The following is a 14078-nucleotide window of genomic DNA, read 5'->3' as shown; positions in this document are numbered from 1 at the left end:
GGAGTTTTCATGTCAACGCATGCTGACTGGAACGCGGCTTCTCTTGCCGCGAAAGTCTTTTCGCGAAGCTGGGCCAAGGATGAGCCGGGCGGTGTCATCATCGGCTTTGGCCCTGATGGGGTAAAGTTTGCTTATGCAAGCGGGCTTGAAAGCCTGTCTACCGGTGTTCCATTTACGGCAAATACAGTCGTTCGCTACGCATCAGTCACGAAACATGCATTTTGTGCAATGGTTCTCAAACATGGCGATGTCATTGGCCTGGAGGACCGGCTAGGTGATCATCTGCCGGAATTGCAAAGCCCACTTGCCGATGTCACCGTCGGACGTGCACTCGACATGACTGGCGGGCTCCCCGATACACGCGAATGCCTGACGCTTCTCGGACTATCTGTCTATACGGAAACGGAAGCCGGTCAGCTTCTGGATTATCTGGCTTCCCTCAAACGTCTCAATTTCGATGCCGGCTCAGAGATTTCCTATTCCAACACCGGTTACCGGCTGGTGGAAGCCGCCCTTGAACGAAAGGGATTCCGTTTCAATGATTTTGTGAAATCGGACATTGCGCAACAACTCGGCATTTTCATGGAAGCGCCGGATGTCTGGAATGACCCGGTTGCCGGTCTCGTGCCCGGTTATTGGAAATCTGGTGAAAAGTGGCAGCTTAGCTCCGCTGGCCTGCATATTTCAGCTTCCGGCAGCCTGACGGGCAGCGGGATGGCGCTGACGAAATGGGCGCAGGCGCTCGTTAACGGCGAGGGGCCGTTCAAAGGCCTGTTGGATAGGCTGTCGGCAGACCGTCGTCTTTCTGATGGGCGCGTCACAGGGTATGGCCTCGGGCTGCGCAGGAACGAGGTGGACGGAAAGCGTTTTGTCGGACATGGCGGTTCGCATCCCGGCTATAAGAGCTATTTTCTGCTCGACCCAACAGCAAAAACCGGAATGATCGTGGTTTCGAACCGCGAAGATGCCAATACGTATAAGATGGCGCGGGACTGCATGGCCGCTCTCAACGGTTTGTCGTTGCCTGAGACGAACTGCACCATCCCGGACGGGCTTTACGTGGCGGATAGCGGACCGTTCTGGTTGGAAATGCGCAACGGTATAGCCAATTGGCTCGATTCCGAAGACACGCTTTACGATATCGGCGGTGGCTGGTTCTCATCCCTGTCACCGTCCTCACCGGTTCGGCTTCGCTGGACGGGTACGGAATTGGAAGGGGAAATCGGCTATGTGTCCCGCCGATTGAAGCCGGTCAAAGTGGAGCCGCTCGGCCACGAACTCGACGGACACTGGCAGGCGCCATCCTATGGTGCCAGTTTCGATATCAAGGACGGCCACCTCATCATGGGTATAGGTCCTACGCGTCGGGCCATGCCATTGGAAGACCTGGGCCAGGGACGGGCCCTGTTCACGCTGCATGATGGCCCGTGGACCAAGCGTGTCTGTCTGCACAAGCTTCAGGACGATCGCATCGAACTGGTCCTGAGCCGCGCTCGGATGATTGAGTACGTCCGTTAATCTGGACATCAAAGGTTATGGATGCGGCGGAAGGGCGACCTTACCGCCGCATCTTGCATTATGGTAGGTTGTGACGCTTGATTCCGGAAATATGAGGTAACGTGATGCTGGAACGGATGATCGATCAGGGCGCAGGACGGGAACCTGCCGACATCGTGCTGAAAGGCGGCCGTTTCTTCGATCTCGTGACTGGCGAGCTTGTCGAAAGTGATATTGCCATCTGTGGGGACCGGATTGTCGGAACATTCGGCACCTACCAAGGCAAGCAGGAAATCGATATTTCCGGACGGATCGTCGTGCCGGGATTTATCGATACTCATCTTCACATCGAATCCTCGCACGTTACGCCGCATGAGTTTGATCGTTGCGTGCTGCCGCAAGGGGTGACGACCGCCATCTGCGATCCGCACGAGATCGCCAACGTGCTCGGTGCAGAGGGTATCAAGTTCTTTCTTGATAGCTCCATGGAAACCATCATGGATATCCGTGTGCAGCTTTCGAGCTGTGTACCGGCGACCCATATGGAAACGTCTGGCGCCGAGCTTCTGATCGACGATCTGTTACCTTTTGCGGACCATCCCAAGGTGATCGGGCTTGCGGAGTTCATGAATTTTCCGGGCGTTCTGGCGAAAGACCCTGAATGCATGGCGAAGCTGAGAGCTTTTCAGGGGCGGCATATCGATGGCCACGCGCCGCTTCTGCGCGGCTTTGATCTGAACGGCTATATTTCTGCGGGCATTCGCACCGAACACGAGGCCACAAGTGCGGAAGAAGCGCTCGAAAAGATGCGCAAAGGCATGCATGTGCTTGTGCGCGAAGGGTCCGTTTCCAAGGACCTGAAAGCGCTCATGCCGATCATTACGGAGCGCCATGCGCAGTTTCTGGCGCTGTGCACGGATGACCGTAACCCGCTGGATATCGCCGATCAGGGCCATCTTGATTACCTCATTCGGACCGCGATTGCAGGCGGCGTCGAGCCGATTGCCATTTACCGAGCTGCAAGCGTTTCCGCAGCGAGGGCCTTCGGCCTTTTTGACCGCGGTCTGGTTGCCCCGGGGCAACGGGCTGATATGGTCGTGGTGGATAGCCTCGAAGGCTGCCACGCTGAAATCGTCCTGTCAGCGGGCAGGGTGGTTTCGGAAGATTTGTTTGCCGCGCGCAAGGCCGTCGCACCTGTGGGGCGCAACAGCGTCAAGGCGCCGAAAGTCAGCGCATCGAGTTTCCGCTCGCATTCGAACAGCGGCAAGACCCGCGCAATCGGGATTATTCCGGGCAAGATCATAACGGAAAGCCTGAAATTCGACCTCAAGGTCGGCCCGAAGGGTGTCGAGCCGGATTTCGAAAAGGATGTGGTCAAGATCGCCGTTGTCGAACGGCACGGTAAAAATGGAAATATCGCGACCGGTTTTGTGCACGGCTTCGGCTTGAAATCGGGGGCAATCGCGTCAACGGTCAGCCATGACAGCCATAATATCTGTGTGGTAGGCACATCCGACGAAGACATTGCTGCGGCCGCGAACCGATTGGGCGAAATTGAAGGCGGTTTTGTCGTCGTGCGCGATGGCAAGGTGTTGGCTGAAATGCCTTTGCCCATTGCTGGTTTGATGAGCGCCGAGCCGTATGAAACAGTCCGCGACCAGCTTCGCGTTCTGCGTCACGCAGCCGAAGAACTAGGGTCGGTCCTCGAAGAGCCATTTCTGCAACTGGCCTTCATCGCCCTGCCTGTGATCCCTCATCTTAAGATTACCGACCGGGGCCTCGTGGACGTCGACAAGTTCGAGTTTGTTGGCAACTGATCAGTGCAAGCCGCCCACACCCAATAGTTCCTCAACAGTCTGCTGATTGTCTGCAAGTTCTGTCGACGTGCCAGACCATGCGATGCGCCCGCGTTCCAGTATGATGACATGATCGGCAAAATCGAGCGCGCTCTGGATGCGCTGTTCGACGAGCAGGATCGTCATGTCGCCTTTCTGGGCTAATGCCGAGAAAGCAGCCATTAGTTCTTCGCAGATGACGGGAGCAAGCCCTTCCAATGGTTCGTCGAGCAGCAGTACTGTCGGCTGGCCAAGAATGCTGCGCGCGGTCGAGAGCATCTGCTGCTCGCCACCGGAAAGCTGTGATCCGAGATTGCGGCGTCGTTCCTTCAGGCGCGGAAACATTGCATAGGCTTCTTCAAGCGCGTCTTTCGGTCGGCTTTTAAGGCCAACGAAAAGGTTTTCTTCAACTGTGAGGGTGGGGAAGACATCACGGGTCTGCGGCACGTAGCCGAGACCGGCAATTGCGCGAGCTGCCGAAGGAAGCGTGGCGATATTCTTCCCGTCCAACAGAATTTCGCCGCCATAACGGCGTGTTTGCCCTGCTATGGTAGCAAAGAGGCTGGTCTTGCCGACACCATTGCGGCCAAGAACGGCAAGCCGCGACCCCGGATCGGCTTTGAAGGATACATCTTCGATCACGCGTGTGGGGCCGTAACCGGATGAAAGATTGCGAATTTCAAGCGCGGCTGCACTCATTGCGCATAGCTCCCCAGATAGGCTTCGCGGACACGGGCGTCCTGCACGACATCTTCAGGCAGCCCGTCAAAGATTACCGTTCCTGCGGCCAGAACGACGACGCGCTTTGCAAAGCGGAAAACGAGATCCATATCGTGCTCGATCATGAGAACCGCCAGATCGGGGGGTAATCGGGCAAGTGCTTCCTCGATGCGGCCCGTATCGCTTTGTGGAACTCCTGCGGCAGGTTCATCAAGCAGCAGCACCTTGGGACGAAGAGCCAAAGCAAGGGCAATTTCCAGAAGACGCTGCTGGCCATATGCGATCTCGTTCGCCCGCAATTGGGCGAGAGACAGAAGGCCGAGCGTATCGAGAATGTCGCGCACTTCATCCATCACTTCGGGCATTTTGCGATAGTTGCCGAGAATGCGTCCTGTCATGCCTTCTCGTTGCAGGATCGCAAGCGCGACGTGTTCTTCAGGGGTCATGTCGAAGAAGAGGCGGGTAACCTGAAATGAGCGCACAAGCCCACGCCGAACGCGCTGCATGGCGTTAAGCCTGGAGACATTTTCGCCGCCCAGTGTCACCGTGCCGGAGGTGGCCGGAAGATTGCCCGTAACAAGATTGACGAACGTGGTCTTGCCTGCCCCGTTGGGACCTATAAGCGCAACGCGATCGCCTTTCGCCATGCTGATCGAAACATCGTTGGTGACCGCCAGCCCGCCGAAATTCTTGCGCAGTTTTGTTACTTCAAACACGGTGCTCATTTGCGATGCGCCTTCTTTTCAAAGTAATAGGCGACCGTGCCGTAGAGGCCACGCGGCGCAAACAGCACGACAGCAATCAGCAGGGCACCGACCATCGTAAGCCAGTGGAAAGGATTTGCGGCAGAGACGAGGTCTTCGAACCACATGAAGACTACCGTGCCGATCAGCCCGCCGAACAGCGATCCCGTGCCGCCGAGAACCAGCATCACCAAGGCCTCTGCCGACAGGGTGAAGCTGAGACTGTCGAGCCCGACGACCTGCGTCGATATGGCGTTCAGCGCGCCGCCAACGCCGGCAACGGCACCGGAGATAACGTACATGCGAAGCTGGACTGACTGAACCGAAGCCCCCATCGCGTGAATGCGGATTGGGTCTTCTTTCACGCCCCGGCAAAGCATGCCGAAAGGCGAGCGCACGACAAACCGCAAGAAGATGAAAGAAATCAGCAGCAGGACTACAGCGTAAATGTAGACCGTGTGTCCGTAGAGATCGAACTCGAATATGCCGAGAATTGGATCGGGCGCAATGCCACTCAGTCCATCGCTACCGCCGGTCCAGCTTGATGCCTTATTAGCCGCTTCGTGAAAAAGATGGATCACGGCAATCGATAGGACGAGTTGCGCGAGGCCGTGGGCACGCAGAATGACGGCTCCGGAAACAAGTCCGGTGATCGCGCCAGCTATCAGGCCGATGAGTGTCATCAGGAGCGGGTCGGTAATTCCGAAATGTGCGGCGGCGATGCCGGCGCCATAGGCTCCCGCGCCAAATAGGGCAGCGTGACCAAGTGTTGCGATGCCGCAATAGCCGGTCACCAGATCGAGGGACAATACGAGCAAGGCAATTGCGATGATGCGTGTCAGCAGCGCCAGATTATCGGGAAACAGAAACCAGCCGATGACACTGGCCAGGATTATGGCTGTGATGCCGAGGAAACCCGCGCGAGAATGACGGCGTTGGTTGAGGCTTTGCGTCACGTCGGTCATTTTCTGGCCAACCTTCCTGCAAGGCCGCGGGGGAATAGGGTCACAATGACGATCACCGCCAGATAAAAGAAGAACTCGCCATATTCCGGTGCCAGATAACGGCCGGTAGTATCGATTGCGCCGAGTAGGAGGCAAGCGATCAGCGCACCGGGTATGGAGCCTGCACCACCGACCGAAACAACCACCAGAAAAGTCACCATGTAGCGGAGTGCGTAATAGGGCTCAACAGGCAGAAGTTCGGCGCCAACAACGCCGCCGAGAGCTGCAAGCCCAATGGCAAGCGCAAAGCTGACGGCATAAACGATTTCAGTTCGCACACCGAGGGCTGCCGTCATATTGGCATTGTCGACAGCGGCACGCAGTTTCACGCCGAAGGCGGTGCGTTCGATGATGTACCAAAGGCCAAGAGCTACTACCAGGCCGCAACCGATCGCAAAGACACGGTGTTTCGCGATAGCCCGAAATCCGAGATCGACCGATCCACGCAGCGCTTCCGGCAAGGGGATGGTCTTCAGCGTCGGCCCGAATATGTAATTCGTCAGTCCTATGATGCAGAAAGTGATGCCGATGGTCATCAGAACCTGGGTCAGCTCGGGCGCTCCGTAAATGCGCCGATAGAGCAGCCGTTCCACCGGAACTGCGATGAGCATCGTACCAGCGACGGCAATAATGATCGCAAAGCCGTAATTGAGGCCGAGTTGCTGGGCGGCATAGGATGCGAAATAGCCGCCGATCATCGCAAATGCTCCATGAGCCAGATTGACGACCCGCATCAAGCCCATGGTAACCGAGAGGCCGATGGAAATGACGAAAAGCACCATGCCGTAAGCAAGGGCATCGACAGCAATGCTGAGCACAGTCTGCATTGAATGATCCTGTTGGAACGTATCCCGAGATGCGCAAGACATTGTTCGGGATACGCGGTAAAACAAGCAGTTACGGACCGGAGCGAACGCGTTTCACGCCTCTCCAGGCAATGCGCGGCAGTAGTTCGACCGCCGAGCTATTGAGCTTTCAGTCCGGGGTCTCCCTGCTTCTCGAAAGTCTGGATTTCCTTGTTGTAGAAAGTCCCGTCATCAGCCTTGGCTACTTCACGCAGATAGATATTCTGCGTCATGTGGCGGCTTTCTGGATCGATGGATACTGGGCCGCGCGGGCTGATCCATTCCATGCCTTTGACTGCTTCGACCGCTTTCTCGGCATCTTTTTCGCCGCCGGTCGCTTCGATCATCTTGTATATGACATGCATGCCGTCATACGCGCCAACCGAAGGGAAGGAAAGTTCGACAGGATTGCCAACAGCTTTCCGGGCTTCCTCTACGAACTTCTTGTTCTCCGGCGAGTCATGGGAAACCGCATAGTGGAACGTCGTCAGCACGCCGAGAGCATTCTCGCCCAACGCCGGAAGATCGGATTCCTGGGTCAGATCACCCGGAGCGAAAAGCTGGATGCCCGAGCCCTTTAAGCCGTTATCGACATAGGACTTCATGAAACCGAGCGTCGTTGGCCCTGACGGCAGGAACGCGAACACGCCTTGAGCGCCGGAATCCTTGATGCGCTGCATGATCGGGCTGAAGTCGTTCGTTGCAAGTGGCATACGAATGGCTTCGACCACTTCTCCACCAGCTTCGGTGAACGCTGCCTTGAATGCATTTTCAGCATCCACTCCTGGTCCATAATCGCTCACAACCGAGATAACTTTCTTCACACCCTTGTCGAGTGCGACATTCGCGATCGGGGTTGACGTTTGCCACGTGGTGAAGGACGTGCGCACCACATAGGGGCTTTTGGTTACGATGGAAGACGTGGCGGCATTCATGACCACCATCGGCACATTGCCTTGTTTGAGAATGGGTGTAACCGCCATGGCGTCAGGAGTGAAGTAAAAGCCAGCGAGATATTGTACGCCTTCCTTGACCACGAGTTCCTGCGCAAGTGCCTTGGACTGCGCCGGGTCTGCCTGCGGCACGTCGCGATAAACGATCTCGACAGTGTCATCGCCGATCTTGTTACCATGCTCGGCCATATAGGCGTCGATGCCAGCTTTGAAGTTCTTGCCCTGAAGGGCAAATGGCCCTGAAAATGGACCGATGACACCGACCTTCACCACGTCCGCATAAGCTGCCGACGTCGCAAGTGAAAAGACCGCGAGCGCGGTTATTGCGATTTTCTTCATGTTCTCCTCCCTATCGCCCACCATTCCTGCCCGTGACCGTCTCGTCGCAACAGGGAATGTCCTGATTTCAGCATGCCTATCTAAATGGTCATGTAAAATGAAAAATTACTTATAATCGATACCCGGATGGTTATGTGTCTGGCGCTTGTTCGGTGCCGATCCGGACAATCTTGTCGATCAGCGCCGATGCAATGTTAAGAGCACTGCCGGTTGACGCAACGATCTGCGGCAGGACCATCCATTCGACCATCCAGGCTGCGCCTGAGCGTTCCTGTTCGTGCACCATCGCCTGATGGAGCCCTCCCATTTGGGCTGCATTGAAGCGGGCAAGGCTAATCAATATCTCCGCTCCCACGGGATTTTGCTTGTGCGGCATAGCCGACGATCCGCCGCCACCTGTCAGGGAAAGTTCCTCACCCATTTCGGCCATGAGTGCGATGTCCTGTCCGAACTTTCCCAGAGTACCCGTGACAAGCGAAAGCAGATTACCAAATTCAACGATGAATGCGCGTTGGCTGTGCCATTGCAGACTATCGTGCAGTTCGAGCTTTTCGGCTAGCAGCGCCCGCAGGGCTGGTGCTTGCGTGCCGAATTTTTCAAGCGTTCCTGCTGCGCCTCCGAACTGCACGGGAAAGGAGATGGCGTTCAACTTCGTGCCGTAACTGCAGAGAGGGTTTTTCCAGCTCGAGATGCGGTCCGATACGGTTATGGGAAGAGCAGCCTGCATACGTGTATAGCCGGTGAGCGCATTCGTTCCGAACGTCACCTCAAGCCATTCATAGCGTTGAACCAGTTGTTGAATTCTTCCATAGAGGATTGTGCTTGTACGCTTCAGCCGCAAAACAAGACTCGTATCGATGACATCCTGGCTCGTCGCACCATAATGAACATACTCTCCGTAATCTTTCCCCACAGCCAGTTTTAGCTCTTTCACGAGCGAGGGAATAACCACACCATCGCGGGCCGTGGCCTTTGCCAGACTGGAGAGGCTGGGTTCGAACGTCTCTATCGTTTGCGCGATTGCAAGTCCTGCCTCGGTTGGTATCAGGCCAAGATCGGCTTGAGCCTCGGTCAGTGCCGCTTCGTAGCGCAACATTTCAGCAATATCGGCTGCTGCCGTGAACAGGCTCAATATCTCTTCGTCATCGCCGAAGAGCTGCGCCAGAAATGGGTGTTCGAAGACCGAGATACTCATGCGTCAAATATCGAAAAAGATGGTTTCTTTTTCGCCCTGCAAGTGAATATCGAAATGATAGACGCTACCTTCGCGTCGACCGATGAGAGTTTGCACCCGGCTGCGGTGTTCGATGCGAACAAGGATGGGATCCTCTGCATTGGCATCGGCTTCGTCGGAAAAATACATCCGTGTCTGCAAGCCGAGATTGATGCCACGAGCCACGATCCACAAGGTGACGTGCGGCGCCATGAGGCGACCATCCTTGAAAGGAACGCGCCCCGGCTTGATCGTCTCGAAAGTGAATTCGCCTGTGTCCATATGGCTCGGACACCGGCCCCAGCCACGAAAGCCGATGTCGGCCTTGCCGCCGGTTTCCGAAGGGCTGTTATAGAGGCCGCGCGCATCAGCCTGCCATATTTCCACAAGCGCATCGCGAAGCGGTGCACCCATTCCGTCAATGACATGACCTTTGATGGTGATGCGTTCGCCCGTGGTTTCCTCACCGTAGAGAGGGCCAGACCCGAGGTCCTGCTGGAAGACGCCGTCGATTCCGACAAAGTTGGGGGTCAATCCGATATGGACATAAGGGCCTGCGGTTTGTGAGGCGGTTTCTTTCAGATACGTGAGAGGTTGCGCCATATCAGTTGCCCTCCGGGCGATTTTCGAAGAGGGTTGAACGACGACCGCGTAACACGATGTCGAACTTGTAAGCGAGCATATCCATCGGCAAACTGGCGTTCATATCCAGCGGTGCGACCAACCGTTCGATAGCCGATTTGTCCGGGATGGTTTTGACGATCGGGCATATCCAGATCAATGGATCCCCTTCGAAGTACATTTGAGTGATGAGACGTTGCGCAAAGCCATGCCCGAACACCGAGAAATGAATGTGAGCCGGACGCCAGTCGTTCACGCCATTTGGCCAGGGATATGGACCGGGCTTTATGGTCTTGAACCAGTAATAGCCGTTCTCGTCCGTTATGGTGCGGCCGACACCCCCGAAATTTGGATCGATGGCTGCAAGATAGGTTTCTTTCTTGTGGCGGTAACGTCCGCCGGCGTTGGCCTGCCAGAATTCCAGGAGCGCCCCCGGAACAGGCCTATTGCTTTCGTCGAGAACACGGCCATGCACAAGGATGCGCGGGCCGATCGGCATCTCACCGGGGCGCGCGTAATTCAGGATGAGATCATTATCCAGCTCATGCAGCATGTTGTGCCCGAATACCGGGCCGGCAATTTCGCTTTTGGTGCCTTCGAGCGAAAGCAGCGCGCGGGTAGGTGAGCGAAGCACCGAGGTCTTGTACCACGGCGTGTAGGCCGGTGGATGCATCGACAGATCACGAGCAAAGAATGGAGTTGTCTCTGGCAGACTGTTTTTCATTTTTCGGCCTCCTCCGCATCCATCTGCGCATAAGTCTGCTTGGCGATCTTGAAAGCGTGGTTCGATGCCGGAACTCCCGCATAGATAGCGACATGCATCAATGCTTCGCAGATGTCCTCCCTCGTCGCGCCTGTATTTTTTGTAGCGCGTATATGCATGGCAACCTCGTCGTCTTGCCCGAGTGCGGCAAGAAGCGCAATGGTAACGATCGAACGCTCCCGTTTGGTCCAGCCCGGACGCGACCAGACGGTTCCCCATGCAGCTTCCGTTATAAGCTCCTGAAATGGTGCATCAAGGTCGGTCGCGCTGTTTGAAGCACGATCAACATGCGTATCGCCCAGAACCGAACGGCGCACATTCATGCCGATCTTGTAACGGTCTGACCGCACGGCATTGTCAGCCATGGTTATTCTCCATGCTAGAATCTGTTTGTAATAAAGTTGCGTAACAGCGAGACGTAGGCATCGGGCTGTTCGACGCAGGGGATATGGCCGCAGTCGGCAATCTCTGCAAAATCTGCTTGAGGAACGAGGCCTGCCAATTCGCGCGCAATGGCGGGCGGTGTAGAACCGTCCTGCTCGCCGACCAGACACAATGTCGGCACCGAAATCTTTTTGGCTACTTGCGTTAAGTCGGCATCCCGCAGAGCAGCGCAAGTGGCTGCATAGCCTTCGAGCGGTTGCCGAACGAACATGTTGCAATACGCACGATAGGAAGGATTATCGGGATGCCGATAGGCAGGGGTGAACCAGCGGGGCATTGTCGCGTCGAGAATGCTTGCGAGGCCGTTTTCCCGAATAGCGGCAATACGCGCATCCCACATATCGGCAGTGCCAATCTTGTGGGCAGTGTTGGACAGAACAAGCCCTGTCACCAAATCGGGTCGCGCGGCAACAACGCCTTGCGCAATCAAACCGCCGACAGAAAGCCCGCAGATGATCGCCCGCTTTATCGAGAGCTTGTCTAGCAGTGCGGTGAGATCGGCGGCGAGCAGTTCGATTGTGTAAGGAGTGTTTCCGATGTCCGAAAGACCGTGGCCGCGCTTATCATAGACGAGAACTGATACGTCGTTGCCCAGGCGTAAACGAACTTCATCCCATATGCGCAGATCGGTTCCCAGCGAATTAATGAAAACCAGAACGGGCTTTTCGGCTGCTGCCCGTTGAAAGTCGTAATGGATGACGACGTCGTTTACGGATGCGAATTGCACGGCTTTCTCCTCTTGCATCGCACTGTCATGCTTTCAACTGGTTAAGTAAAATGATATTGTTGGCCGAAATCATAACTATAAGGTTATAGATAGGTGATTGGAAACCGGATCAAGTTTCGCCATCTGCATACGTTTGTTGAGGTTGCGCGACAGAAAAGCGTGGTCAAGGCTTCGGAAGTCTTGAGTATCAGTCAACCGGCCGTGACCAAGACAATGCGTGAACTGGAGGAAATTCTGGGCGTTCCGGTGGTGGAGCGCGATGGTCGCGGGATAAGGATAACGCGGTTCGGTGAAGTGTTTCTTCGTCACGCGGGAACAGCTCTGACGGCTCTCAGGCAGGGACTGGATTCCGTATCACAGGAACTGGACGGATCGGGGCCGCCTATTCGCATTGGCGCATTGCCGACAGTTTCAACACGGATCATGCCGAAAGCAATGAGCCTGTTTCTTGCGGAGAGAACATCCAGCCAGGTCAAAATCGTGACGGGCGAAAATGCTGTTCTTCTGGAGCAGTTGCGGATTGGCGATCTCGATCTGGTCGTCGGGCGCCTTGCAGCACCTGAAAAGATGACCGGGTTTTCCTTCGAGCATCTTTACTCGGAGCAGGTCCGGTTTCTTGTGAGGGCGGGGCATCCTCTGGCAACTGGACACGCGGTTTTCGAAAGGCTGGCCGATTATCCGGTTTTAATGCCGACACGCAACTCGATCATTCGTCCTTTTGTGGACCGGCTGTTGATTACAAATGGGATCGGAACACTGCCTGTTCAGATAGAAACTGTATCCGATGCTTTCGGGCGCGCATTTGTCCGCGAGAGCGATGCGGTGTGGATTATATCAGAGGGCGTTGCGGCCAGGGACGTCTCAGAGGGCAAGCTGGTTGCGTTGCCCATTGATACAAGCGAGACAACGGGCCCTGTAGGGCTCACGATGCGGACCGATATGGCGCAGACCGCCGCGATGCAGATTCTGATCCAGACATTGCGTGAAGCTGCCGGCCTGAAGCCATAGAACCGCGGTCGACTACCTTGATGAGGTGGCCGACCGCGCGAGATGCGACAAGTTCCGATTGGAACTTATCGCCGGGGGTTCAATGAATACTGTTGGGGCCTCTGTACCAAACCCTTGGTATGTCTCGACAATATCAATTGCAGTTCAATCGTCGGCTTTCAGAACGGTAATCCGACATAGTTTTCGGCAAGTGCGGTCGAAGCAGCGTGGGAAGTGCAGAAGTAGTCAAGTTCCGCTTCCTGTACTTTTTCATCGAATGGCGCCATGTCCGGGAAGCGGTGCAACAGTTTTGTCATCGACCATGAAAAGCGCTCGGCCTTCCAGATGCGGGCGAGGGCTTTGCCGGAATAGGCGTTAATACCGGCTTCGGACCTGTCGAGGTAAAAGTCCCTCAGTCCCTCGTAAAGATAATGCACATCGCTTGCGGCGAGGTTCAGTCCTTTGGCGCCGGTCGGAGGAACAATGTGCGCGGCGTCGCCAACAAGAAACAGCCGTCCGAAGCGCATTGGTTCGACCACGAAGGAGCGCAGGGGCGCAATGGATTTCTCGAAAGACGGTCCAGTCACCATGGCTTCTGCATGATGTGCTGGAAGACGCCTACGCAATTCATCGTAAAAGCGCTGGTCGCTCCAGCCTTCGATTGTCTCGTCCAACGAGCATTGAATATAGTAACGGCTGCGGGTGAGGGACCGCATGGAGCACAGGGCAAAGCCCCGTTTGTGGTTCGCATAGATCAGTTCGTGCGCGACGGGTGGAATATCGGCCAGTATTCCAAGCCAGCCGAAAGGATAGATCTTTTCGAAAATATTGATTGCCTTTTCCGGCACGGATTTGCGGCTCACGCCGTGAAACCCGTCACATCCGGCGATGAAATCGCAATCAATACGATGCGTTCTACCCTCTTTCTCGAATGTGACATATGGCGATGACGTATCGAAATCGTGCGGGGTCACGTCGGCCGCTTCGTAAATGCTGGCAGCGTTTGACTTCTGCCGTTCATCCATGAGGTCGTGCGTCATCTCGGTCTGGCCGTAGACCGTGACCCGTTTGCCGGTCATTTCATGCAGATCGATACGATGATCCCGCCCGTCGAAAGCGAGCGAGAAGCCATCATGCAGCAGACCTTCAGCATGCAGGCGCGCAGATGCGCCAGCCTCATCCATCAGCTTGACGGTGCCTTCTTCCAATACGCCTGCACGCACGCGGCCCAAAATATAATCCGCGCTGACGCGATCCAGCACGATATTGTCTATCCCGGCTTTCGTCAGAAGCTGCCCAAGGAGCAGACCCGAAGGGCCTGATCCGATGATTGCGACCTGAGTTCGCATATAGTCCTCCCAATGCAGTCTTCCTTATTCTTGGGGGA

General features: G+C 55.8%; 14 protein-coding genes. 3 read left to right on the top strand and 11 right to left on the bottom strand.

Translation table 11 applies throughout. The features are described 5' to 3' along the window. Positions 1–9 precede the first annotated feature (9 nt). Both OINT_RS16350 and ade read left to right on the top strand, forming a co-directional pair. Entirely contained in the window at positions 10–1518 is a 1509-nt protein-coding gene (locus tag OINT_RS16350; protein ID WP_006468989.1) for a serine hydrolase domain-containing protein, read from the top strand. 104 nt (positions 1519–1622) lie between these two features. Beyond that, on the top strand, positions 1623–3314 hold the full coding sequence (ade, locus tag OINT_RS16345; protein WP_021587260.1) for an adenine deaminase: 1692 nt from the start codon (positions 1623–1625) through the stop codon (positions 3312–3314). Here ade and OINT_RS16340 read toward each other — a convergent pair whose 3' ends face one another. The 10 genes from OINT_RS16340 to pcaD form a co-directional block, all read right to left on the bottom strand. Next, the gene (locus OINT_RS16340) at positions 3315–4031 is read right to left on the bottom strand and encodes an ABC transporter ATP-binding protein (RefSeq protein ID WP_006468987.1); all 717 of its coding nucleotides are present in this window, start codon (positions 4029–4031) and stop codon (positions 3315–3317) included. Then, positions 4028–4777: an ABC transporter ATP-binding protein gene (locus tag OINT_RS16335; protein WP_006468986.1), complete on the bottom strand. Its 750-nt coding sequence runs from the start codon at positions 4775–4777 to the stop codon at positions 4028–4030. Before OINT_RS16335 ends, OINT_RS16340 begins: the two co-directional genes overlap by 4 nt. Next, the gene (locus OINT_RS16330; protein ID WP_006468985.1) at positions 4774–5760 is read right to left on the bottom strand and encodes a branched-chain amino acid ABC transporter permease; all 987 of its coding nucleotides are present in this window, start codon (positions 5758–5760) and stop codon (positions 4774–4776) included. The genes OINT_RS16335 and OINT_RS16330 overlap by 4 nt, the downstream gene beginning before the upstream one ends. Then, on the bottom strand, positions 5757–6626 hold the full coding sequence (locus OINT_RS16325) for a branched-chain amino acid ABC transporter permease (protein WP_006471315.1): 870 nt from the start codon (positions 6624–6626) through the stop codon (positions 5757–5759). Before OINT_RS16325 ends, OINT_RS16330 begins: the two co-directional genes overlap by 4 nt. A gap of 137 nt (positions 6627–6763) precedes the next feature. Next, positions 6764–7936 carry an ABC transporter substrate-binding protein gene (locus tag OINT_RS16320; RefSeq protein WP_006471314.1) on the bottom strand — a complete coding sequence of 391 codons (1173 nt, stop codon included), beginning with the start codon at positions 7934–7936 and terminating at the stop codon, positions 6764–6766. A 130-nt stretch (positions 7937–8066) separates the two neighbouring features. Next, a complete protein-coding gene (locus tag OINT_RS16315) occupies positions 8067–9131 on the bottom strand; it encodes a 3-carboxy-cis,cis-muconate cycloisomerase (RefSeq protein ID WP_006468982.1) in 1065 nt (354 codons plus the stop codon). 3 nt (positions 9132–9134) lie between these two features. Further along, complete coding sequence (gene pcaG / locus OINT_RS16310) at positions 9135–9752, bottom strand: protocatechuate 3,4-dioxygenase subunit alpha (RefSeq protein ID WP_006468981.1); 618 nt, start codon at positions 9750–9752, stop codon at positions 9135–9137. 1 nt (position 9753) lies between these two features. Next, on the bottom strand, positions 9754–10494 hold the full coding sequence (gene pcaH, locus OINT_RS16305) for a protocatechuate 3,4-dioxygenase subunit beta (protein WP_006468980.1): 741 nt from the start codon (positions 10492–10494) through the stop codon (positions 9754–9756). After that, entirely contained in the window at positions 10491–10898 is a 408-nt protein-coding gene (pcaC, locus tag OINT_RS16300; protein WP_006468979.1) for a 4-carboxymuconolactone decarboxylase, read from the bottom strand. Before pcaC ends, pcaH begins: the two co-directional genes overlap by 4 nt. Positions 10899–10912: 14 nt before the next feature. Further along, complete coding sequence (gene pcaD / locus OINT_RS16295; RefSeq protein WP_006471313.1) at positions 10913–11704, bottom strand: 3-oxoadipate enol-lactonase; 792 nt, start codon at positions 11702–11704, stop codon at positions 10913–10915. A 93-nt stretch (positions 11705–11797) separates the two neighbouring features. On the opposite strand from pcaD, the gene pcaQ reads away from it, so the two are divergent. After that, a complete protein-coding gene (gene pcaQ / locus OINT_RS16290) occupies positions 11798–12712 on the top strand; it encodes a pca operon transcription factor PcaQ (RefSeq protein ID WP_006468977.1) in 915 nt (304 codons plus the stop codon). 158 nt (positions 12713–12870) lie between these two features. Here the strand turns inward: pcaQ and pobA are convergent, their stop codons facing one another. Continuing rightward, positions 12871–14040, bottom strand: a complete 1170-nt coding sequence (gene pobA / locus OINT_RS16285; RefSeq protein WP_006468976.1) for a 4-hydroxybenzoate 3-monooxygenase — start codon at positions 14038–14040, stop codon at positions 12871–12873. Between the last annotated feature and the right edge of the window lie 38 nt (positions 14041–14078).

It is taken from the genome of Brucella intermedia LMG 3301 (genome assembly GCF_000182645.1).
Taxonomy (GTDB): Bacteria; Pseudomonadota; Alphaproteobacteria; order Rhizobiales; family Rhizobiaceae; genus Brucella; species Brucella intermedia.
The sequence above is the reverse complement of the archived record's forward strand: the minus strand, read 5'-3'. Positions and strand labels throughout refer to the sequence as shown.

Bases quoted from the DNA above. Each gene is read 5' to 3' on its own strand.
- OINT_RS16350 (WP_006468989.1), top strand. From the start codon at position 10: ATGTCAACGCATGCTGACTGGAACGCGGCTTCTCTTGCCGCGAAAGTC.
- OINT_RS16335 (WP_006468986.1), bottom strand. From the start codon at position 4,777: ATGAGCACCGTGTTTGAAGTAACAAAACTGCGCAAGAATTTCGGCGGG.
- OINT_RS16340 (WP_006468987.1), bottom strand. From the start codon at position 4,031: ATGAGTGCAGCCGCGCTTGAAATTCGCAATCTTTCATCCGGTTACGGC.
- OINT_RS16315 (WP_006468982.1), bottom strand. From the start codon at position 9,131: ATGAGTATCTCGGTCTTCGAACACCCATTTCTGGCGCAGCTCTTCGGC.
- OINT_RS16325 (WP_006471315.1), bottom strand. From the start codon at position 6,626: ATGCAGACTGTGCTCAGCATTGCTGTCGATGCCCTTGCTTACGGCATG.
- OINT_RS16330 (WP_006468985.1), bottom strand. From the start codon at position 5,760: ATGACCGACGTGACGCAAAGCCTCAACCAACGCCGTCATTCTCGCGCG.
- pcaC (WP_006468979.1), bottom strand. From the start codon at position 10,898: ATGGCTGACAATGCCGTGCGGTCAGACCGTTACAAGATCGGCATGAAT.
- pcaG (WP_006468981.1), bottom strand. From the start codon at position 9,752: ATGGCGCAACCTCTCACGTATCTGAAAGAAACCGCCTCACAAACCGCA.
- ade (WP_021587260.1), top strand. From the start codon at position 1,623: ATGCTGGAACGGATGATCGATCAGGGCGCAGGACGGGAACCTGCCGAC.
- pobA (WP_006468976.1), bottom strand. From the start codon at position 14,040: ATGCGAACTCAGGTCGCAATCATCGGATCAGGCCCTTCGGGTCTGCTC.
- OINT_RS16320 (WP_006471314.1), bottom strand. From the start codon at position 7,936: ATGAAGAAAATCGCAATAACCGCGCTCGCGGTCTTTTCACTTGCGACG.
- pcaH (WP_006468980.1), bottom strand. From the start codon at position 10,494: ATGAAAAACAGTCTGCCAGAGACAACTCCATTCTTTGCTCGTGATCTG.